The 19,449-nt window shown below is 49.5% G+C and carries 19 protein-coding genes; 9 read left to right on the top strand and 10 right to left on the bottom strand.

Annotated elements, in window-relative coordinates; translation table 11 throughout:
- Positions 1–64: 64 nt before the first annotated feature.
- From JUF11_RS00095 to JUF11_RS00080, 4 genes are read right to left on the bottom strand one after another with little or no spacing between them, the layout of a single operon-like run.
- Positions 65–1,213: an ROK family transcriptional regulator gene (locus tag JUF11_RS00095; protein ID WP_204117768.1), complete on the bottom strand. Its 1,149-nt coding sequence runs from the start codon at positions 1,211–1,213 to the stop codon at positions 65–67.
- 13 nt (positions 1,214–1,226) lie between these two features.
- Positions 1,227–1,430, bottom strand: coding sequence for a hypothetical protein (locus JUF11_RS00090; protein ID WP_204117767.1), 204 nt, complete (start codon positions 1,428–1,430; stop codon positions 1,227–1,229).
- A 10-nt stretch (positions 1,431–1,440) separates the two neighbouring features.
- Positions 1,441–1,827: a hypothetical protein gene (locus tag JUF11_RS00085; protein WP_204117766.1), complete on the bottom strand. Its 387-nt coding sequence runs from the start codon at positions 1,825–1,827 to the stop codon at positions 1,441–1,443.
- 4 nt (positions 1,828–1,831) lie between these two features.
- A complete protein-coding gene (locus JUF11_RS00080; RefSeq protein WP_204117765.1) occupies positions 1,832–2,533 on the bottom strand; it encodes a DNA alkylation repair protein in 702 nt (233 codons plus the stop codon).
- Between the two features lie 77 nt (positions 2,534–2,610).
- On the opposite strand from JUF11_RS00080, the gene JUF11_RS00075 reads away from it, so the two are divergent.
- Positions 2,611–3,228, top strand: coding sequence for a histidine phosphatase family protein (locus JUF11_RS00075; RefSeq protein WP_204117764.1), 618 nt, complete (start codon positions 2,611–2,613; stop codon positions 3,226–3,228).
- 37 nt (positions 3,229–3,265) lie between these two features.
- Here JUF11_RS00075 and pepI read toward each other — a convergent pair whose 3' ends face one another.
- Together pepI and JUF11_RS00065 are read right to left on the bottom strand one after the other, a co-directional pair.
- Entirely contained in the window at positions 3,266–4,144 is an 879-nt protein-coding gene (gene pepI / locus JUF11_RS00070) for a proline iminopeptidase (protein WP_204117763.1), read from the bottom strand.
- Between the two features lie 232 nt (positions 4,145–4,376).
- Positions 4,377–5,798, bottom strand: a complete 1,422-nt coding sequence (locus JUF11_RS00065; RefSeq protein WP_204117762.1) for a hypothetical protein — start codon at positions 5,796–5,798, stop codon at positions 4,377–4,379.
- A 309-nt stretch (positions 5,799–6,107) separates the two neighbouring features.
- Here JUF11_RS00065 and JUF11_RS00060 point away from each other — a divergent pair, with 309 nt between their 5' ends.
- Positions 6,108–7,595: a glycoside hydrolase family 1 protein gene (locus JUF11_RS00060; RefSeq protein WP_204117761.1), complete on the top strand. Its 1,488-nt coding sequence runs from the start codon at positions 6,108–6,110 to the stop codon at positions 7,593–7,595.
- Positions 7,596–7,897: 302 nt separating this feature from the next.
- Here JUF11_RS00060 and JUF11_RS00055 read toward each other — a convergent pair whose 3' ends face one another.
- Positions 7,898–9,802, bottom strand: coding sequence for a BglG family transcription antiterminator (locus tag JUF11_RS00055; RefSeq protein WP_204117760.1), 1,905 nt, complete (start codon positions 9,800–9,802; stop codon positions 7,898–7,900).
- Positions 9,803–9,995: 193 nt separating this feature from the next.
- On the opposite strand from JUF11_RS00055, the gene JUF11_RS00050 reads away from it, so the two are divergent.
- From JUF11_RS00050 to JUF11_RS00025, 6 genes are all read left to right on the top strand, one after another.
- Positions 9,996–10,316 (top strand): PTS sugar transporter subunit IIB, encoded by a 321-nt coding sequence (locus tag JUF11_RS00050; protein ID WP_204117759.1) that lies wholly within the window; start codon positions 9,996–9,998, stop codon positions 10,314–10,316.
- 14 nt (positions 10,317–10,330) lie between these two features.
- Positions 10,331–11,644 carry a PTS sugar transporter subunit IIC gene (locus tag JUF11_RS00045; RefSeq protein WP_204117758.1) on the top strand — a complete coding sequence of 438 codons (1,314 nt, stop codon included), beginning with the start codon at positions 10,331–10,333 and terminating at the stop codon, positions 11,642–11,644.
- Between the two features lie 33 nt (positions 11,645–11,677).
- Entirely contained in the window at positions 11,678–12,031 is a 354-nt protein-coding gene (locus JUF11_RS00040; protein ID WP_204117757.1) for a PTS sugar transporter subunit IIA, read from the top strand.
- A gap of 15 nt (positions 12,032–12,046) precedes the next feature.
- Positions 12,047–13,498 (top strand): glycoside hydrolase family 1 protein, encoded by a 1,452-nt coding sequence (locus JUF11_RS00035; protein WP_204117756.1) that lies wholly within the window; start codon positions 12,047–12,049, stop codon positions 13,496–13,498.
- 302 nt (positions 13,499–13,800) lie between these two features.
- Entirely contained in the window at positions 13,801–13,953 is a 153-nt protein-coding gene (locus tag JUF11_RS00030) for a hypothetical protein (RefSeq protein WP_204117755.1), read from the top strand.
- A gap of 55 nt (positions 13,954–14,008) precedes the next feature.
- Complete coding sequence (locus JUF11_RS00025) at positions 14,009–14,188, top strand: hypothetical protein (protein WP_204117754.1); 180 nt, start codon at positions 14,009–14,011, stop codon at positions 14,186–14,188.
- A 70-nt stretch (positions 14,189–14,258) separates the two neighbouring features.
- On the opposite strand, the gene JUF11_RS00020 is transcribed toward JUF11_RS00025, so the two are convergent.
- From JUF11_RS00020 to JUF11_RS00010, 3 genes are all read right to left on the bottom strand, one after another.
- Positions 14,259–15,653 (bottom strand): FAD-dependent oxidoreductase, encoded by a 1,395-nt coding sequence (locus JUF11_RS00020; protein ID WP_236000343.1) that lies wholly within the window; start codon positions 15,651–15,653, stop codon positions 14,259–14,261.
- A complete protein-coding gene (locus JUF11_RS00015) occupies positions 15,650–16,954 on the bottom strand; it encodes a PTS sugar transporter subunit IIC (RefSeq protein ID WP_204117753.1) in 1,305 nt (434 codons plus the stop codon). The genes JUF11_RS00020 and JUF11_RS00015 overlap by 4 nt, the downstream gene beginning before the upstream one ends.
- 174 nt (positions 16,955–17,128) lie before the next feature.
- The gene (locus JUF11_RS00010; protein WP_204117752.1) at positions 17,129–17,854 is read right to left on the bottom strand and encodes a GntR family transcriptional regulator; all 726 of its coding nucleotides are present in this window, start codon (positions 17,852–17,854) and stop codon (positions 17,129–17,131) included.
- 108 nt (positions 17,855–17,962) lie between these two features.
- Here JUF11_RS00010 and JUF11_RS00005 point away from each other — a divergent pair, with 108 nt between their 5' ends.
- Positions 17,963–19,321: a glycoside hydrolase family 1 protein gene (locus JUF11_RS00005; protein ID WP_204117751.1), complete on the top strand. Its 1,359-nt coding sequence runs from the start codon at positions 17,963–17,965 to the stop codon at positions 19,319–19,321.
- The last annotated feature ends 128 nt before the right edge of the window (positions 19,322–19,449 follow it).

The raw sequence follows: 19,449 nt of genomic DNA, 5'->3' as shown, positions 1-19,449 counted from the left end.
CTACGGGACAAAGGTACCACCGGCCGGGAGCAAGGTCAACCCCCTTTTTGAAAGTGCTTGCAAGCTAAAAGTGCAACTGGCGGCTGCCTAACCCCAGGACCTGATGCACAATCAACGTCGTGCCGCCGAGCGTAATCGCGTGCTCACCGGCCTCGCCCAAAGTCAGCGGCACCGCATGCCCGGCCGCCGTCAGCGCGCGGGTGAGGTCAGTGAGCAAGTCAGGATTAGCCGCAATGAGCCCAGAATTAATGACGACGATTTTAGGATCGTAACTGGCCACCAAATTGTGAATGACCAGCGTCAGGCGCATGACGAACTGGGCGAGCACCGGCTGCACTGCTGGGGTGGCCGTCTTGGTTAAGCTCGCGATTTCCTCGGCCTTGAGCGCATGACCGCAGACCGTAGCCAGCTGCGCCAGCACCGCATCTTCGGAACAGAGCGTTTCAATTTTCACCAGCTGGCCCTGGTCGTCTGGTGCCAAGGCCCGGCCTACTTCGCCGGCGCCACCATTAGCGCCGCGGAACAGCTGGCCATCAATGACGACCCCGGCCCCGATGCCTTTGTGAATACTCAGCGCCACCAGATCCTGCTGGGCCGCCGCAAGTTCGGTGAAATCTCGGGCATACAGCGCGGCCAAGTTGGCTTCGTTTTCAAGCACGACAGGCACCGCCAGGGCTTGCTCAAAATATGGCGCCAGCTCAATGCCATCAAGGGCCATAAACGGCGAATCCACCACCTGGTTGTGATTCACAATGCCATGTACGCCAATAGCCACGCCTAATAAGCCGTGCAAAGTCTGCCCAGCAATGGCCTCCTGAAAGGCCTGCACCTGCTGCACCATGAAGGCTAACCGCTCAGCGATGGGCGCCCCTTCGCCCCAGAAATTCGCACTATGGAGCACTTGCCCAGTTAAGGTCGTCACCATCATATCGGTGGCGTGAAAGCCTAAATCAAAGCTGACCACATAGCCATAGTGGGGATTGAACCGATGCAGCGTGGGTTTGCGACCCCCAGCCTGCGAACCTTCCCCGCTACCCACCACTTCAAGATAGCCTTCATCCAGCAGCTGGCTAAAAATATCTGAAACCGTGACTTTGTTGAGCTTTAAGGCCTTGGCCACTTGGCTACGGGCAATCGGACCGTCATTGATGACCGCCTGGAGCACATTTTTCTCATTATTTTGGCGCACGCTATGCTTACTCATTCTCGCCATCTGCTAACTCCATTCAACGTTCAGCCCGCATGAAGCGATACTGAATCAATAATTCTGCCACGGCAAAACAGGCAAACAGGATGGCATAAAAACCATGGTGCCGGTACCATGCCACCACCGCCGCCACCACAAACAAGGCCGCTGCTGCCAGGCCCAACCAGTGGGCCCATTTGAGTTTCGTGGCCATGATCCGTTTTTCTTTCCGGTCAGGTTTCATGCGCTGCCTCCTACTTACGATGGTGCTTCTTCGTGATCGGCTTTTGCTTCAAAGCGGCAGTGATTTGCGCCACCACTTGCGGCCGCGGCAAGAACTGCGGCCGCTGGCCAGCCGTCTGCTGCAGTTGGGCGGTCGAATACTGCGGCGCCAGCTGATGCAAATCTTCAGCGGTCAACTGCCGCTGGTCGGCCAAGCCCCACATATCCTTGAGGGCCTGCGTGCGAACGCCTAAGGTCCGACTTTGCCACCACTGCGACCCAATCAGCCAAGCGAACAAGGCCACCCAAGCCACCAGCCGCACATGGGCGCCAAACAGCAGACGAATCAGCCAGAAAATCGCAAATGCCCCCACCGGCACCGCAATCACAAAAATAGTATTCCACTTTTTCAGACTCACATCATCACTCCCTATCGATTGTCTTTAGTATCGGTAATTTTCTGGTGGAAGGCAAGCCGGCGGTGGTTAAATACTTGGCGGCTTCCCGCGTTGCCAAGGCGCTCAACTGATTTTGTTCAATAAAGGCCGCCACCCAGGCCGAGTCCGTTTTACTGTACTGCCGCAAAGCCCAACCGATCGCTTTTTGAATAAAAAACTCGTCGGTTTCGCGGTCACGGGCAATGGCGGCAGTCAACAGCCTGCGGTCGGTGGCGCTTTTGCTCATCAGCTGCAAGGTGATGGCCACCCGCCGGTCCCAGAAATCAGCACTGGATTCGAACCAGTCAAAGACCGTTTGCTTAGTGCTAGGCTGGCGATCAACAAACGTACCGTTCACCTTACGCCAGGCATCGACGCTGTCCCACCAGGCCTTTTGCGTCACCAATGGCTTCAGCGCCTGTAGCTCGGTCAGGGTCAGCCGCTTGACATTACGCTGAGCCAAAGCAATCGCCACGTACTGATATTCGCGCTCTGGCCGCGCATAGAGCTCATGGATCCAGGCCAGTACCTCAGGCCAAGGCGTCGTTAAGCTTTGCTTCAACAGTGGCGCTGCTTGCGCCGTCCGCGCCGGCATTTTGACGCCGAGAAACACAAAGCGATTTTTCATGTAGGCAGCCATGGGCGCGGCGTTTTGCGACTCCCCTGCCAAAGTAAAAGCTAACGTCATCTTGCACCTGCTTTCTCCGTTAACCTTAGTATACCGGTGTGCGATAATACAAGCAGACGATTTTTGTGGAGGCAACTATGACCACTTTTTATTTGATTCGCCACGGCCAAACCTGGGCGAACACGCAATTCATCAAACAAGGCCTCATCGATGATGCCCGCACCCACCTGACGCAAGCCGGCCGGCAGCAAGCAATCCGGTTAGCCGCAGCGTTTCCCATCGGCTTTGCGGATGTGCTTTACGTTAGTCCGCTTCAGCGCACCCGGGAAACGGCGACCATTTTGAATGCTGAGGCCCAGCTGCCGGTGCTTGAAGATCGACGGCTGCTGGAGATTTCGTATGGCGCCTGGGACGGCCAAAACAATCATGCGCTGGAGCGGCGATACCCCGCCTTGTACGATCACACGCTGCATGATGTGCTCCCTGCCTACAGCGAAGTTGCTCAAGGCAGCGAGCCTTTTGCCGCGGTGGTGGCTCGCATGGCGCAATTCATGACCGCCTTGACTGCCGGACGGCCTGACCAGCAAGTCATCGTGGTCACCCACGGCTTCACGGTTAAAGCCGCGGCGCTGGCGGTGCTGCAGCCCAATGACCCGATGACGCTGCCCGAACCCGAGAACACCAGCGTCACCAAAATCACGCAGACGCCTACCGGACAGCGGTACTTGTGGTATTACAATCGCACCGGCTTCTAAAAAGCGCGGCCAGCTCATCAGCTGGTCGCGTTTTGGTTTAGTCGTTGGCATTGAGCCACTGATCAAGCACCGAGATAAACTCATCATGCTGATCAAGCAAGGCCAAATGCCGACTGTTGGCGAACAAATGCCACTTGGCGCCAGGGATATGGTCGTAAACAGTTTTGGCAATCAACGGCGTGCACAGATCATCCGTGCCGTTGGTCACTAACACTGGCACATGGATCTTGTGCAGGTCAGCGGTGACTTCAAAGTCAGAAATCGTGCCATTTTCGGTGAACTCATTCGGGCCTTCAGCAATCAAGCTGGCGCGTTTGCCATTCGTTGGCCGGCGCAGTGGTTCTGGGGAGTTTTCATCCGGATCATCCCAGCAGTAGCGCTCCATGTAGCGGTCGTTGGCCGCCAGGTACTTAGGGTTGGTGAAATCGCCGGTACGCTCGGCTTCGGCAATCGCCGTCCGGTCCTCATAGCTGAGATAGCTGATCAGGCGATGCTGCTCGGCAATCCACAACTTAATGGACGACGGCGAACCATCGATCATCACCGACTTGATGCCCTGAGGATCCAGCGTAGTGAGATAGTACATCTCCAGCATCCCGCCCCAAGACTGGCCCAGCATGTGGACTTCATCTAAGTGCAAATATTCTCGTAGCGCTACCAGCTCTTCGCGCCAGGTTTCACGGACATAGACGCTTTCGTCTTCCGGCAGCGACGACTTCCCGCAGCCGACCTGATCATACATAATCAACTGACGGCCGGTTTTGGCATAATCGTCCATCAATTCAAAATAGTTATGCGATGACCCCGGCCCGCCGTGAATCAGCAGCAGTGGCGCCTTACCTGGCGTGCGTTCGCCGACAATGCGGTAATAAGTCTGATAGCCGTGAAACGGCATGTAGCCTTCTTCAATTTTCATGCAATGGCCTTCTTTTTGGTTGATGTTTTCATTATAGGCCTGGCGCCACGGCCGCGCAAAAAGCGCAGGCTGCGGAGCTGGGCGCACTTAACCCGATAGGTAGCCTAGCCCAAGGCATTGCCGCTGGGCTTTGGCGGCGAGGCATTGGGCGTAGCTATCTGCTCGGGCGTTGCCCAGCGCAGCGCGACTACAACCATCCCCCCAATCGGCCGATTAGGCGCTTCAGCGAAGCTTATTGATCGCCATACTGTTTCTGCATCACGGCCATGGTCAAGCTCGTATCCTGCCCCAGCACACCGCCGGGTAAGCCGCTATAAACCGTCCCATCCTTGGCCAAAATAATGCGGCCAAAGTGGCCAATCGACGGATCACCGTCTGGGCCATTGCTGTAGTTAAAGGAGACATCATACTGGGCATCCACAGTGACCAAGTCATCCGAGTCCACTGAACTAAACTCAGCAGACACATTGCTCTTAAGTTCATCTGGCGCCGCATCTGGCGCGGTCACCTGAGTCAGCGCCCAGTCGTAGAAGGCTTTGTCGCTGGGAAAAATTGCCGTCAAGGCGCGCTTTTTCGGCTCAATGCCTTTGGTGACATCAGCCCGCACCGTTTTGAGCTGCGCGGCAGAGACATCCTTCAGCACATTGCCTTGTTTAATCGTATCAAAGCCATGCTTCATGGTGTAATCACCATTGGCCGCCACGTCAAAGTCAGCCAGCTCCCGCGTCGACAGGCCATAACCGGAAAGGTAAATGCCCCAGACTGAAGCCTGATAGTGGTCGCCTTTAAACGCGCTGAGGCCATCATTGGTTTCAATGTAGGCCGCATCCGCCGCCTTGCCATCCGAGTAGATGTAGAAAATGCGCCGCTGCAACTCCGTCAATGAGATGCCCTTGATGTTGGTAGCCGCAATCGCCTTCGCCACTGCAGCGGTTAATTCAGCCTGGCCTGCAGCCAGCTTGGGATAGGTCATCCCTTTGATGAAGGCTTGATAAGCGGTCAACGCCTCCAGACCAACGCCAACCTTGAGCTTGCCATCCGTCGCCACTTTAGCGGTAGCGGCAACGAGTGCCTCTCGTTCTTTCAGCTGGGCCGTGCAGGTCGCCAAGATGGACGTTAATGTCTGCTTCAAAGTCTTGTTGCTGGCCTTCACCAGTTTCGTGGCCTTTTTGATTTTGGCCGCGGTGGCACTAGCTTTGATCACGGCCTCATCGTTCACCTTTTTCCCTTTCAAGGCTTGGGGCTTCGTCAACGCATTGACGGCAACCGTCGCTTTAGTGGCACGCGTCAAGCGCTTCAACGCCTGTTGCCGCTTGGTGGCAGTAGCATCGAATGACGTGATTTTTTTCGCCACCGCTTGCGGGGCCTTATCTCTGTACGTAGCGACGGTTTGGGTCAGCTTCGTGGCATTTTTGTTCAGCGCCGTCACCGCTTGGTTAGTCGTACTGGCGGTCACATAAACGTTCTTTTGCGCCCAGTGCTTGGTAATTTTCGTGTCCAGCTGTTGGCCTTGCTTCAGCGCCTTGGTCACTTGCGCATCGGCGTCGGCCTGCCTTTGATGGCCGCGGAACCAGAACACCCCGATGATGATCAAAATCACGACCAAAAAGCTGCCACCTGCTACCCACCAGGTTTTGACCTTGTTCAATTTCATGTTTGCTTCCTCCCAACTTAGGTTCAGGTTTTATTAAACCATACCGTTGAGCGAAAAAGAGTGGGCTTTTGTGTATAAAACCGGCAACAAAATAATGCTAATCACGATTTTGCTCTTGGTGGGTTGCAATAATAAGTGCTGACCAGATTATGCTATAAGACTATTCGAATTGTATCCGCTTACTAGAAGCACCTGCTTTGCGCTATAATGAAAAAGTCAGCCGCCTACTTAGGCCTTTTTTCCTAGTGATCAGCCTGAAGCGAGCGACAATACTTGACTATAAAACGGCACAATGAAAGGAGTTTTTCCATGGCATTTGACGATAATTTTCTCTGGGGCGGCGCCACCGCCGCCAACCAATATGAAGGTGGCTACCTTGAAGGTGGCAAAGGCCTGAGCACTGCGGACGTCATGACCAATGGCGCCGTGGACCAGCCGCGCCGCGTCACCTGGAAGAATCCCACCACCGGCGAAACCGGTTCGACGCCCTTTGGCTTTGGTGCCAGCAACTGCCAAGTCCCAGAAGACGCGGAACCCGCAGTCTTAGACGGTGAATACTACCCAAGCCACACCGCCACCGACTTCTATCACCACTACAAAGAAGACATCAAGCTGATGGGCGAAATGGGCTTCAAGGTCTTCCGCCTGAGCATCAACTGGGCCCGCATTTTCCCAAATGGGGACGATGCCCAGCCGAACGAAGCAGGCCTGCAGTTCTACGACAACGTCTTCGATGAATGCAAAAAGTACAACATCGAACCCCTAGTGACCCTGTCCCACTATGAAACCCCGCTGCACCTGGCGATCAAGTACAACGGCTGGGCCGATCGCAAGCTGATCGACCTCTTCGTGAAGTACGCCACCACCGTGATCAAGCGCTACAAAGGCAAGGTGCACTACTACCTCACCTTCAACGAAATCAACATGATGGAAATGAGCGGCTACATGGGCGGTGGCATCATCAATGCCACCGAGCAAACCAAAGCCCAAGGCGCCCATAATCAGTTCGTCGCCAGCGCCCTCACCGTGCGGGCCGCGCATAAAATTGACCCCAGCGTGCAAGTCGGCCAGATGTTGGCCTATGGTCCCCTTTACGCCTTGACCGCCGATCCGAACGACCAGCTTAAGGCCCAAGTGGATATGCAAAATACTTACTTCTACGCCGACGTGCAAACCGGCGGCCACTACCCAGCTTACCGCATCAAAAAGTATGAACGCGACGGCATCAAGCTGGATGACACCCCAGAAGATTACGAGCTTTTGGCCCACTACCCAGCCGATTTCTTGAGCTTTTCATGTTATGGCTCCAGCACCGTCACCACCCATGACGTTGACGGCAAAGACGGCGGCAATTTTGTCACTGGCGTCAAGAACCCCTACCTGAAGACCAACGCCTGGGGCTGGGCCACCGATCCACAGATCTTGCGCATCGCCTTGAACAACCTCTATGACCGTTACCACAAGCCGCTCTGGATTGTCGAAAACGGCATTGGCTGGGCCGATGAAATCACTGCGGACCACAAGATTCACGATGATTACCGCATCGAATACCTGCAGCAAAACCTGGCCTCGATGCGCGATGCCGTCACCATCGACGGGGTCGACCTGATGGGCTACACCATGTGGGGCTGCATCGACCTCGTTTCCGCTGGGACCGGCGAAATGCGCAAGCGTTACGGTTTCGTCTATGTCGACCGCGATGATAAAGGCGAAGGCTCCCTGAACCGGTACCCGAAGGATTCGTTCTACTGGTACAAGAAGGTCATTGCCAATAATGGCGAGGATCTGAGTAACTAAACGCAACTTGACTGAGATTGGAGAAACGTCAGTCGATGCACTGGCGTTTTTCTATGTTGAATGTGAGCTGTTATAACAGCATTCTTCGATGAAAAAGAAAAATCTCCCTTTTCAAGAAGGAAATAACACTCACAGGTATTTGTTAAAGCAGGAGGAGCTCTCTCTCACCCTCTGCATGATATTTTTAGAGATAGAGCCGATGCTGGTTGTGAATTCCACGCGACCAACATCGGCTCTTTGTGTTTACCAATTTTCCTATCTACCTTCTGCAATCGCCTCGAAAACATTTACCGATAGATTGATTAGCCACGGTAGTAGTCAACTACTGCAGTCTTAAAATCGGCAAATGTCTTACAACGTTGCACATTAGCCATGAAGTCCGGTCGGTTAAACAAATCGATTAGAATCTCATACACCTTATGAAAATTCTGATTATCCATACGGTTAAAAGCCGTCATACATACTACGTTGACAACATGATTGCTAGACCACTCTACGCCTCGTGGCACAATTGCTATGGCCACGCTTGTCCGCAACGCATTCATCTTCATCGGATGAGGGATTGCCACCTTCATAAATGCTGTCGAGCTTGCTCTCTCACGCTTCCATATCTCATCCAGAAAATCAGGTTCCACATGCCTAAGCGCAATCATACTATTCCCCAATTCTTTGAGAATATCTGCCTGTCTGAGCGGATCTTGAACATACATGAAAAGCGATTTACTGAAATACAGATCAAAATTATCGGCCAAAAAATCGACTTTTTTCCCTTCTTCAATGGCCTGAATGGCTGCGGAAATCTTACTGGCGTCATAATTTGCACTAAACGGTGGTAGCAGTACATCCGTCCTTCCTGCCTTTGGCTGCACCGGTACGGTCGTAATCAGCATGTCAATACCGGATGTGGGTACCTCGTTTTCCAAGGCAGCAAATTTTTTAATAGTTATATGGCCCGAAAAATCATCGATAATGTTCTTATACAAGCTGTCTCTGATGCCTAGGTAATGGGGACACAATATTGCGGCTGATACACGAACCTCATCGCGCTTCTGACGCTCAATCTCGGTACCCACATGTAAGGCTAGAAAGCCAATCTCATCTTCACTAAGCTTTGCACCGAAGAAATTGCCCAGCTGGTAAGCCATGAACGTTGCAATATCATAAATCGTAGGACAAGAGAGCTTGAGCGACTCCCACATTGGGTTCCTGACAACTGAATGAGCCCGAATTCTATTACGTAGGCTTTTGAGGTGCAAAGTGAAGGGTGTCAGAAAGTCATTAGATGACAGATCTACATAAAAATGGTTGTTTACTGCGGTTACTAAGTCGTTGGCCTCATTCCAGATGTCTTCAGGGACCAAGGCTTGTGTATCATCGGTCGCTTCATGTATCTGGATACCATTATTGGCTTTCAGCAGTAGTTGTATCTCCTGCTTATCCTCATTGTTAAAGTTGATAGAGAAAAAGTCGCTTAAAAACTGACATAGTTGTTCGACAATCTTGGCGGACTCTGAATGAGGGTCGATTGAAGCTTCGTTCTTGTGTGTATGATTACCATTCTGAATCCGAATAACCATAATCATGATATGGAGCACCAGATTGATGAAGGAAAAATCATTCACATAGTAGTCATTCTGTCTGATGATATCGCGAATCTGTTCGCATGCGATATCAACGCGATATTCTGGAAAACTGTCCTGAATGAACGTCAAATCAAGAAATTGCCCACTGACTTCTTCTGACATCACGTGCGTCACTAGCCGGCGCTTATCGGACTCACTACCCACAATCTGAAACTTGCTATCGGTACAGGTGAAAGTCAGGTTGAAACCGGCAAAGGTTGTATTCATCTTAGCAATGTCACTCTTAAGTGTCGAAAAACTGACAAACAATTCCTCGCATAAATCGAAAACATTGACGCTCGAATGACGATCTAATAATGCTCTTTTGACTAAAAACACACACCGGCTCTCATAGTCTTGCGGAATGCGATCCTTCATCTTGAGCGCCCTGGCTGCTTGCTCTGGATTTACTTTGTATCCCCGATTTGAGGACAAAATTAGTTCCGGAAATTCAAGGTTAATCTCGGCAATATACGATTTCACTGTTCGAACGGAAACGCCCACGTACTGGGCCAACACCTCTGAAGTTACTCGCTCGCGCTGCGTGGCTAAGTACTGTAACATCGTTATCTGCTTTTGGCGCATACAAGTCCCTCCATAATTATTTATAAGTTCATTATATTCGAGTCTACAACATCACATCGGTAGATTCTTGCACGGTGCAATTTTGCATCATGCACGGTGCGGCTATCTGGTTGAGGTCATCCAGAATTAAGCGCTTTAATATAACCGTAGTCATATGACAGAAACCAAAATAATCTCAAAGGGGATAATCTTTATGGCACAGAAACATATTTACCTCTGCTGCGGCGGCGGTCTCTCATCTGGCTTTCTGGCTCAGAAAGCACGTGGCGCCGCAAAAAAAGAAAAATTGGATGTCACCGTTGAAGCAAAAAGCGAATCAGAAGTCACTACATTCCTTCCTAAAATGGACATTCTCTGCATCGGTCCTCATTACGCATTTCGTCTAGATGCTTTTCGCGAGATTGCAGCACCTTATAAAGTACCAGTCATTGTCATTCCCGAAGACATTTACTCCATGTTGGATGGGCACGGTCTGCTCCAACTCGCGCTTAACGAAATTGAAAAGACTGCCTAAGGAGGCAAATACAAATGAATGCGATTATGTCATGGTTCACCGATAAGCTTGCCCCCGGCATGCAAAAGGTTTTCAAAAATCCGTGGATTAGTGCCGTTGCAAGCGCCATGCAGAAAATCCTGCCTTTCATCTTGGTAGGATCAGTTGTTTCAATCTACAATGTCTTTGTTCGCTACATTCCTTCACTGCCTGACCTGAGCTATGTGAATACATTTAGCTTCGGCATGATGTCCTTAATTGTTGCCTTCATGGTTCCATATTTCGGCATGATTGAGCTTGATCATCCTAAGTACACCATCACCTCAGGCCTTACATCAGTTACTGTCTTCTTAATGGCACTAGCTCCAAATGTTCTCGCCCTTGTTAAAAACGCAAAAACCGCCCTCACCAGCATTACTGTCTCAGACATCAACTACTTGGGCGGTAGCGGATTATTTATTTCAATCATCTCAGCGCTGGTCGTTATGCTAATTTTCCATCTTTACGCCAAGCTACATGTTCTGGAAGACAGTGCAGCGGTACCTGACTTCGTCATCGAATGGATTAACAATATCATTCCCATGACGGTCATCTACCTTCTGTTCGGGATTACGACCTTCTCTCTCCACGTTGATCTAGTGGCTGTCATCAATTTTATCTTCCAGCCAGTTGTCAATCTGGGACAATCTTTACCTGGTTTTCTTGTTATCAACTTTCTCTATGTTCTGCTGTACACCGTTGGGGTATCAGCGTGGTCGCTCAATGCGATTGTTAAACCAATTCTGATGGCTGGTATTGCTGCCAATGCACAGTTAGCATTAGCCGGCAGCGCCCCAATCTACATTGTTACAACTGAAACCATTTTTACCACTGCCTTGGTTGCCATGGGTGGTCTGGGTGGTACCCTGCCTCTCAACATTCTGATGCTCTTCCGGTGCAAGTCAAAGAAGCTACGGACGATGGGCAAAATTTGCATCGCACCGTCAATCTTTAACATCAATGAACCTCTGGTCTATGGTGCGCCAGTCGTCTTTAATCCTCTACTGATGATTCCAATGTGGATGAACTCTATCGTTGGTGCTTTAGTGGTTTGGTTCATTATGAAACTTGGCTGGCTCAATATTCCGGCCGGTGTCAACAATATTTCCCGTATCCCCGCTCCTATCTGCACTTGGCTGACGACTAATGATACGCGTGCTTTTCTCTGGTTCGCCGTTCTGTTTGTCATCTACACGCTCATCTGGTACCCATTCTTGATGAAGTATGATCAACAAGTACTGGCAAAAGAACAAGCCGCAGCAGAACAGGCAGTAACCCGTACGGCTGAACCAACTGCACAAAACGCATAAAGACGTTTAATTTTAGATACTGGAGACTTTTAAATGGACGAAGATAATAAGTTAATTCCTGTTGCAATGCAAATCATCTTACATGCTGGCGACGCACGCACCAAAGCTAATCAGGCCTTGGATGCGGTTGAAGTCAACGACTACGAAAAAGCATCCAAGCTGATTAAAGAGGCACGAGAAAATATTGCCCAGGCCCATCAGGCGCAAACCGACATTATCCAGGGTGAGGCTGCAGGCGAAGTCTATGAGCCATGCCTGCTCTTTACTCACGCTCAGGATACCTTGATGACCATCATGACTGAGGTCAATCTTACCGAGCGACTAATTCAGCTATTTAACGGTCTGAATAGCCGCTTCGAAGCAATCGAACATAATCATCTGAACTAGAAGGGATCAGTAATCATGAAAATCAGTACCGTCGCCCAGCAAGAACTACAAAACGGCTTTTCGAGTAACTTTCTCTGGGGCGCAGCAATTAGTGCCAAACAAGCCGAAGGGAGTGCTGATCGTGGATTAACTGTCGCCGATATCCAAGATTACAATCCAAACAATCATGCAAAGGTGAAAGGCGACTTCACCCGCGAGGAAATCTTGGAGCGAGTTGAGCATCCAAATCAGTACATCTTCCCTAAAAAGAAGGGTATCGATTTTTACCATCAGTACCGCTCCGATCTGGAACTCTTAAAGCAGATGGGCTTGAAAGCTTTTCGGCTATCGATTAGTTGGTCTCGTATCTACCCAAATGGCGATTACACTGTGCCATCAGAAGCGGGCTTAAGCTTCTACGACAAGCTTTTTGACACGATGCAGTCACTGAGTATTACACCGATTGTCACTCTGTATCACGATGATATGCCTGTCGACCTGGCGCTAAAATATAATGGATTCCTGGATGAGCAAGTCTGTGATTGGTTCGTGAATTATGCAACCACCGTTCTGACTCGCTACCAGAATCGGGTGAAATTCTGGATCCCGGTTAATCAAATCAATCTCACTCGCGTAGGGCTTAGCGCTCTGGGTATCGTTCGAGATCAGGTAACTGAGCTTGACCAAAAAAAGTTCGAAACGGTTCACCATAAATTTGTGATGTGTGCCCGCATTAAAGCAATTGGGCGCAAAATCAATCCCGAATTTAAGTTTGGTTGCATGTTGGCAGACTTTTTGGTTAACCCCGAAACATGCAAGCCTGAGGATGTCACACTCGCAACCGAAAAGAACCAGATGACAATGTATTTCTTTGCCGATGTGCAACTTCGCGGAGAATACCCGAAATACGCTCTACGCTATCTCAAAGATCATCAGATAGACTTCACCATTCAAGATGGTGACCTCCAGCTTATTCGTGATAACCGCCTAGACTTTCTTGCAATCAGCTACTACAACTCCAACGTTGTTTCTGCGGACAAGAATTCCATGGCAATTGGCGATTCAGAATTGAATCCTTACCTCAAGGCAAACCCATGGGGCTGGACCATTAACCCGTTAGGCCTATATGACTCTTTTCTAAAATACTGGGATAGATATCATTCTCCGTTGATGATCGCGGAAAATGGATTTGGGCAAATCGAAGAACTCGACGAGAATGATACCGTCCATGATGATTACCGCATCGACTATCTTCGTCAGCACCTTCAAGCGCTTAAAAACGCGGTAGAAAAAGGCGTTGATGTATTTGCCTACTGTGCATGGTCCCCAATTGATATGGTCTCATCTGGCACCAGCGAAATGAAAAAACGTTACGGCTTCATCTATAACGACCTTAACGATGATGGTACTGGTAGCGGCAAGCGCTATCCGAAAGATTCTTTTTACTGGTATCAAAAAGTTATTGCATCAAATGGAATAAGTATCTAGCTTCATTTCCCCCGCGTTGAAGTACAGCCAAAAATTTACGTCCGAAAGAATTCTCCAGTTACCCAATTTTCAAGCAAGGACAAATAGACAAACCTCAGTGACGAAGATTGATTTGATAAAATCGATTTTCGTCACTTTGATTTTCGTCAAAAAAGTTGTAATACTCTATGCACATGCGTTCTCGACCAGCTACCATCCACAAAAATAGTGGCCGACCAAAGATTTTGCCCAGGTACAGGATAGATGCACGAAATACCCAAATGCAGTATGATTAGACCTGATCTTGAAAGCGGTGATGCAAAATGCAGGAGAAGAAAACTGAGCAGGAGCGAATTAATGAGAAGTTTGTCGAAGGCACAGATAAGATGCGCCTGACGAAACCCATTAAGATGAATCAAGAAGCCCAGGATAAGATGAATGCTGCTCTGGAAAAAATATTGGATGAATTAGATTAGCACCCAGCCTTCATGCTGAGTGCTGTTTCTTTGCTATCAAGCGCCTTGTGATGACTTGTTAGAGATTCAGCACAATCCGGCGCTGTACGGGCAGGTGCTCAAAGATCTCAAGGCGCATACCAACCTGTCGATCGAGTACCGTGATACGCATCATCTGGTGCATCCAGGGACCGATATTACTTTTGATGCCAGCCACGGCCACGCATTTTCGACTAGGTACCACCCGGAACAATAAACCACAAAGCAGAAACAGAGCCAGTGTGACGTGGACCTCCACGCCAGCACTGGCTCTGTTTATCTAAGTACTAATCTAAATATGCACCTTGTTCTTTTAACGTCTGTCTGAGTGCTTGAACATCAAGCTGTGTTAAATCTGTATCGTTATTAACGACCTGTGCAGCCGCCGTCCCACAGGCTTGGCCCAATGCCATCACCGTTGGCGTCGTTCTAACCGAGGCTTGCACGTTGAAATCAACCGAAATACAACGCCCAGTTACCGCCAAGTTCTTATATGCCGGCGTGGTCATGACCTCGAACGGAATGTCATGATAATCATTCAATTTACTGCGATCAAATTCTGACGGCTTCGACTCGTGATAATCGTTCGGTGTTCCATAGCCACTACCTTGCGGGCTATGAATATCCATAGGGTAGCCAGTATGGGCAATGGTTGAGGCAAACTGCTTATGCGTCGCAAAGTCCTCCGCAGTTAAGTAATATGTGCCACGAATCTGTCGCGACTGACGAACCCCAATATTCGGCCCAGTAAACTCAATCCGACAGTCTTCAAAACCAGGAATTGTCTTGCGAAGCCAGACAAACAACTCATGACATTGAATCCGGCCCTGTATCTCAGCGTCAGATAAAGTCTTCGCATCGAAAACACCGTGATTGAGGATTCTGGTAGCGTTCACGATATACTCGCCAGGCGTATTGGTCTCGAAGAACAGCAAATCTTTCCGGGGAATTGAAAGCTCGCCGTTTTCTCTAGCCCGCCGAAACTCCTCTTCGTAGCCACTCACCGCAACGCGAGCCGCGTTATTGAAGGCGTCTAAGTCCCTCTCCGCCCGCGGGAAGCGATCTTGATGAGCTAAAACATCGCGTCGAATCTCATCGGTATCCACGTTATACAGCTTCATGTTAAGCGTCATCGGCTGCGTCAGGTTATCCTCTTCGCGTCCCAGCTGGAATGGAACCCTCGCCTTCAGCGCTAAATCGGCATTGCCGGTGGCGTCGATAAAGATATGCGACGTAAGGGTAGTCAGGCCATCTTCGTTCGCCACGGTCAGACTCTGAACCTCTCCATCGTCAACCGCCACATCAACCAACATGGTATGAAAAAGCACTTCCACCCCTGCCTCTTGCGTCATGGCATCCAGCGTTAGTTTGAGTCCTTCTGAGTCGAATGGTGTGTTGTAAGACACGTAGTTTGTTGCATCCGGTACATGACCTGGCGAAAAACCTTGCGCAACGAGGCGGTCAATCAGTTCTTGCGCAAGTCCTTTAATCACCTGTTTTTCGCCTGCGAAAAAGGTCATCATCGGCCCTACACCCATCGAAGTTAAAGATCCACCGAGAAATCCGGCCTGATCAATTAGGAGCACCCGGGCTCCGTTACGGCCGGCTGCGACCGCAGCCATTGTGCCCGAAGGCCCGCCGCCAACGACGATGACGTCATAGTCCTTCGTACTTTGCGTCAAACTGTTTCCTCCTTAGCGCTCTGTGTAAAGATATGATCGGCAATCTTCATGAATGGGAAGTAGATCAAGACATCAAGTGCAATGATTAATGTATGAACAACCGCCGCGCGCCAATCACCACCGGTTGCGAGATAAGCGTTCATAATTGGTGGCGTGGTCCATGGCACCATGACAACAACGCGGCTCATCCAGCCGATGGCAGTAATCCCATAAGCAATCAAGATGTTCAACACCGGAATGATGAAGAACGGGATAAACAACGGCAGGTTAAAGACAATTGGGTAACCAAAGATAGTCGGTTCATTAATCTGGAAAATACTTGGTAAAATCGCTAACTTAGCGATGTCACGCTTTGCCCGTACCCGAGAAAAGATGAAGACAGCAATCAACAACGCAATGGTACTCCCAGTCCCACCAATCTGGCCAAAAATATCACGGAAAGTGTTCGTCAGAATGTAAGGCGCTGGCTTGCCTTGAGAGAAAGCGAGCATGTTCTTGTTCATGTTAATCAGAAGCACTGGGTCAAGCAGCGTACTGTTCACGAATGGGTGGATCCCAAAGAAGAAAAACGAGCTCCCAATCCCATAGATGAATAGCATACCCGGCAAGCTAGTGTTAACTCGGCGTAGTGGTTCCTGAATAATCGTGGTGATAAAGGTCATGATGCTGCTGTTCAAGAAGACAATCAACACAGCCCCGATGATTCCAATCACAGACAGAGTTACCATTGCTGGGATTAATGAGTCAAATGACTGGCCCACTGCAGGTGGTACGTTATCGCCAAGGTTGACATGCAGGCGCTTGATGCTGGAGACCTTCAGGAATAGCAAAGTCCCAAATAACCCAATCAGCAAGCCTGTAAACATACCGTTTGCCCCGATGTTGCTGTAGGCCAAAACCCCTGAGATTGAAACGGGCTTTTTCCCACCAACTGGCAGCAGGTCCAGCGTCAAGGGCATGGTCATGATGAAAGCAGCCATGGCCACGATCGAGCACATGATTGGATTGGTGAAATTCTTGTTACGGCCGAGCATGAACGCAATCACAGGTGCTACAATCAGCCCCCCAGCATTCAAAGTCCCGTTGGTAATCAGTGTTCCCCACGTTTGTATCTTAGCTAAAGCGTCACCTTTAACCACAAGTGGAAAGACAACGTTATTTAGCAGCACCCCAAAGCCGGCAAGTGTATACAATGGCATGATCATGACGAAAGCATCGCGCAGCGTTCTCATGTATAAATTATTGGCGAACTTTGACGCGAACATCGTCAGCTTATCAACAAATGCATTCGGCTTATCCATGTTAACCTCCTGAATAAATTATTTTTAAAGCCAAGGTCATTGTAAGCGCTTCGCATAATCTTGTAAAGCCAAATTTATAATTAATGTTTACATGACGCACATTTGCCGTTATACTGGGCTTGTTGATAGCTACATTGCAAAAAAGTCTGCATCTATCACTAGATGCAGACTTGGTTAGTACTTGGCCTGGCTGGGAATAAACATGCCGAAACGACCCTTATCGTATTTTTGATCCACGATGGAATACTCAAACGGAGTGCCACTCTCGAGGTAAACCACGTTGGTAATCACCAACACCGGATCTGTGCTTTCGTTGCCGAGATACTTAATGTCAGCTTCGGAAGACTTTTTAGCACTAAATTGCCGATAAGCACCGCCAATCTCCAGCCCCAGCTCTCCTTGGATATATTCATAGACTGAATGGTTCAAAATGTTCTCATCTAGTCCAGGGATAATACTAATAGGCATGATGGTGTGTTCAATCGAGTAGGGCTCTTCATCAACCAGACGCAGTCGTAGGATATCGTATACGGCATCTGTTGGTCCCAGCGAAAGTTTGTCGCACTCTGCCTCAACTGGATAGCGAATCTCGAACTTTGAGACTTTACTGGTAACCTTATGCTTACCTTCCATCAGCTTAGAAATGCCAACATACTGATCAACGCCAATGTCTAGATTAGAGAGGCTGTCGATATTTTTCTTCACAAACGTTGCCGACCCCTGCTGAGAATAGAGATAACCCTCAGCCTTCAGTAGCGAAAGTGATTTTTGAATGGTCATCCGGCTGGTCTTATAATCTTCTGCCAAATTCTTCTGGCCAGGCAGCGGCTCTCCAGCGGCATAGGTGCCATCCTTGATCTTTCGTTTTAGATCATTCGCGATATCAATATATTTAGCCATAGTGGCCTCCTTCAACACATGAACTTACAAGTTATACATATACGAGTATACCTTTGTGATATGTAAAGTCAAAATATGCAACCAACAATTCAGAGTAGGAGCTAAACAATGACAATTCTTAGGGACAACTTTTTCTGGGGTAATTCCACTTCAAGTATGCAGACTGAAGGCGCGGCTCGCGTTGATGGCAAAGGACCTTCTGTCTATGATGTCCGCGGTCAGACAACTTGGACCGATGCTATCGATGAGTATCACCGCTATCAAGAAGATATTGCGCTGATGGCGAACGCAGGCGTAAATTGTTACCGCTTTCAGATTTCTTGGAGCCGGGTCTGCCCGGAAGGCGATGGTGAGTTCAACGAAGCAGGTATTCAGTTCTACTCAGATTTAATCGACGCCCTGTTGCAAGCTGGCATTACCCCACTCGCTTGTCTCTATCATTTTGATATGCCTGAGCACCTGGCTGAAGAATATAATGGCTTTATCGCTGATGAGGTCGTTCAGGCCTTTATTCGGTTTGGGAAGGAAATGTTGAACCGTTTTGCTTCGCGGGTCCCACTCTGGCTGACTTTTAATGAGCAGAATCACTACAGTGTGCCTGAAGTATTCAATATCAGCGGGTATCGTGGTCCTAAGACCGTGGCTGCGCTCTATCAAATTCAGCAACATGTGATGCTGGCGCATGCTGCCATTGCTAATGAGATTCATGCCAACTACCCTGGCCTTCAAATTGGTGGAATGCTCGCCTATCAGACTGTCTATCCACACAGCCCGCTGCCTGAGGACGTCGCCGCCGCACGAAAATTTGGTGAGTTTGCCAACTTCAATCTCCTCTCTCTGTTTACGAAAGGCGAATACTCCAGTGAAGTGCTCGCATTTATGCATCGTGAGCATTTAGATGCCATTCTGGATTCAACCGAAATGGCCGTTATTAGTCAATGTCGCAGCGACTTCATCAGCCTGAGCTACTACTCGACCACCACCATTGATAGCACAAAAATCCCGGTCAACTCCGCTCCAAATTGGTACCTCGTGAACGGTAAGGCCCAAAATCCATATTTGCAGGAAACAGAATGGGCCTGGCAAATTGATCCACTGGGTTTCCGTACGACGTTAAACGATATCTACAACCGGTGTCGCTTACCAATCTTCCCAATTGAAAACGGGATTGGCGTGCGTGAAGACTGGGACGGCAATCACCCAATCGAGGATGATTACCGCATCACTTATCACCGGGAGCACCTCTCAGCATTGAAGGATGCCGTTGAATATGACGGCGTTGACGTGATGGGCTACCTTGTCTGGGGGCTCATTGATATTCTCAGTTCTAAAGGCGACATGACAAAACGCTATGGTTTTGTCTATGTGAACCGCTCTAACGATGACCTGCGCGATCTAAAGCGGGTGCCTAAGAAGAGCTACTCATGGTTGCGCCAGACAATTCAAAGTAACGGTGAAACTCTATAGAGGATTGCCGCCTTCAGACATAAGGCCGCCCTTTGCGGTCTTTTTTTAATGCTTGAATTTACAATTGAAGTGGAACATCAAATAAAAAGACTGGCCCACTAGGAGACAGCGTAGAATGTTGTTTGTCG

Source organism: Lacticaseibacillus suilingensis (assembly GCF_016861845.1).
GTDB lineage: Bacteria > Bacillota > Bacilli > Lactobacillales > Lactobacillaceae > Lacticaseibacillus > Lacticaseibacillus suilingensis.
This window is presented reverse-complemented; position numbering and strand designations above follow the sequence as displayed.

What these genes read in the sequence shown, in the direction of transcription:
- JUF11_RS00090 (WP_204117767.1), bottom strand. Translation starts at nt 1,430, where the DNA reads ATGAAACCTGACCGGAAAGAAAAACGGATCATGGCCACGAAACTCAAA.
- JUF11_RS00080 (WP_204117765.1), bottom strand. Translation starts at nt 2,533, where the DNA reads ATGACGTTAGCTTTTACTTTGGCAGGGGAGTCGCAAAACGCCGCGCCC.
- JUF11_RS00030 (WP_204117755.1), top strand. Translation starts at nt 13,801, where the DNA reads ATGCAGGAGAAGAAAACTGAGCAGGAGCGAATTAATGAGAAGTTTGTC.
- JUF11_RS00035 (WP_204117756.1), top strand. Translation starts at nt 12,047, where the DNA reads ATGAAAATCAGTACCGTCGCCCAGCAAGAACTACAAAACGGCTTTTCG.
- JUF11_RS00050 (WP_204117759.1), top strand. Translation starts at nt 9,996, where the DNA reads ATGGCACAGAAACATATTTACCTCTGCTGCGGCGGCGGTCTCTCATCT.
- JUF11_RS00065 (WP_204117762.1), bottom strand. Translation starts at nt 5,798, where the DNA reads ATGAAATTGAACAAGGTCAAAACCTGGTGGGTAGCAGGTGGCAGCTTT.
- JUF11_RS00045 (WP_204117758.1), top strand. Translation starts at nt 10,331, where the DNA reads ATGAATGCGATTATGTCATGGTTCACCGATAAGCTTGCCCCCGGCATG.
- JUF11_RS00075 (WP_204117764.1), top strand. Translation starts at nt 2,611, where the DNA reads ATGACCACTTTTTATTTGATTCGCCACGGCCAAACCTGGGCGAACACG.
- JUF11_RS00040 (WP_204117757.1), top strand. Translation starts at nt 11,678, where the DNA reads ATGGACGAAGATAATAAGTTAATTCCTGTTGCAATGCAAATCATCTTA.
- JUF11_RS00015 (WP_204117753.1), bottom strand. Translation starts at nt 16,954, where the DNA reads ATGGATAAGCCGAATGCATTTGTTGATAAGCTGACGATGTTCGCGTCA.
- JUF11_RS00060 (WP_204117761.1), top strand. Translation starts at nt 6,108, where the DNA reads ATGGCATTTGACGATAATTTTCTCTGGGGCGGCGCCACCGCCGCCAAC.
- JUF11_RS00010 (WP_204117752.1), bottom strand. Translation starts at nt 17,854, where the DNA reads ATGGCTAAATATATTGATATCGCGAATGATCTAAAACGAAAGATCAAG.
- pepI (WP_204117763.1), bottom strand. Translation starts at nt 4,144, where the DNA reads ATGAAAATTGAAGAAGGCTACATGCCGTTTCACGGCTATCAGACTTAT.
- JUF11_RS00055 (WP_204117760.1), bottom strand. Translation starts at nt 9,802, where the DNA reads ATGCGCCAAAAGCAGATAACGATGTTACAGTACTTAGCCACGCAGCGC.
- JUF11_RS00095 (WP_204117768.1), bottom strand. Translation starts at nt 1,213, where the DNA reads ATGGCGAGAATGAGTAAGCATAGCGTGCGCCAAAATAATGAGAAAAAT.
- JUF11_RS00005 (WP_204117751.1), top strand. Translation starts at nt 17,963, where the DNA reads ATGACAATTCTTAGGGACAACTTTTTCTGGGGTAATTCCACTTCAAGT.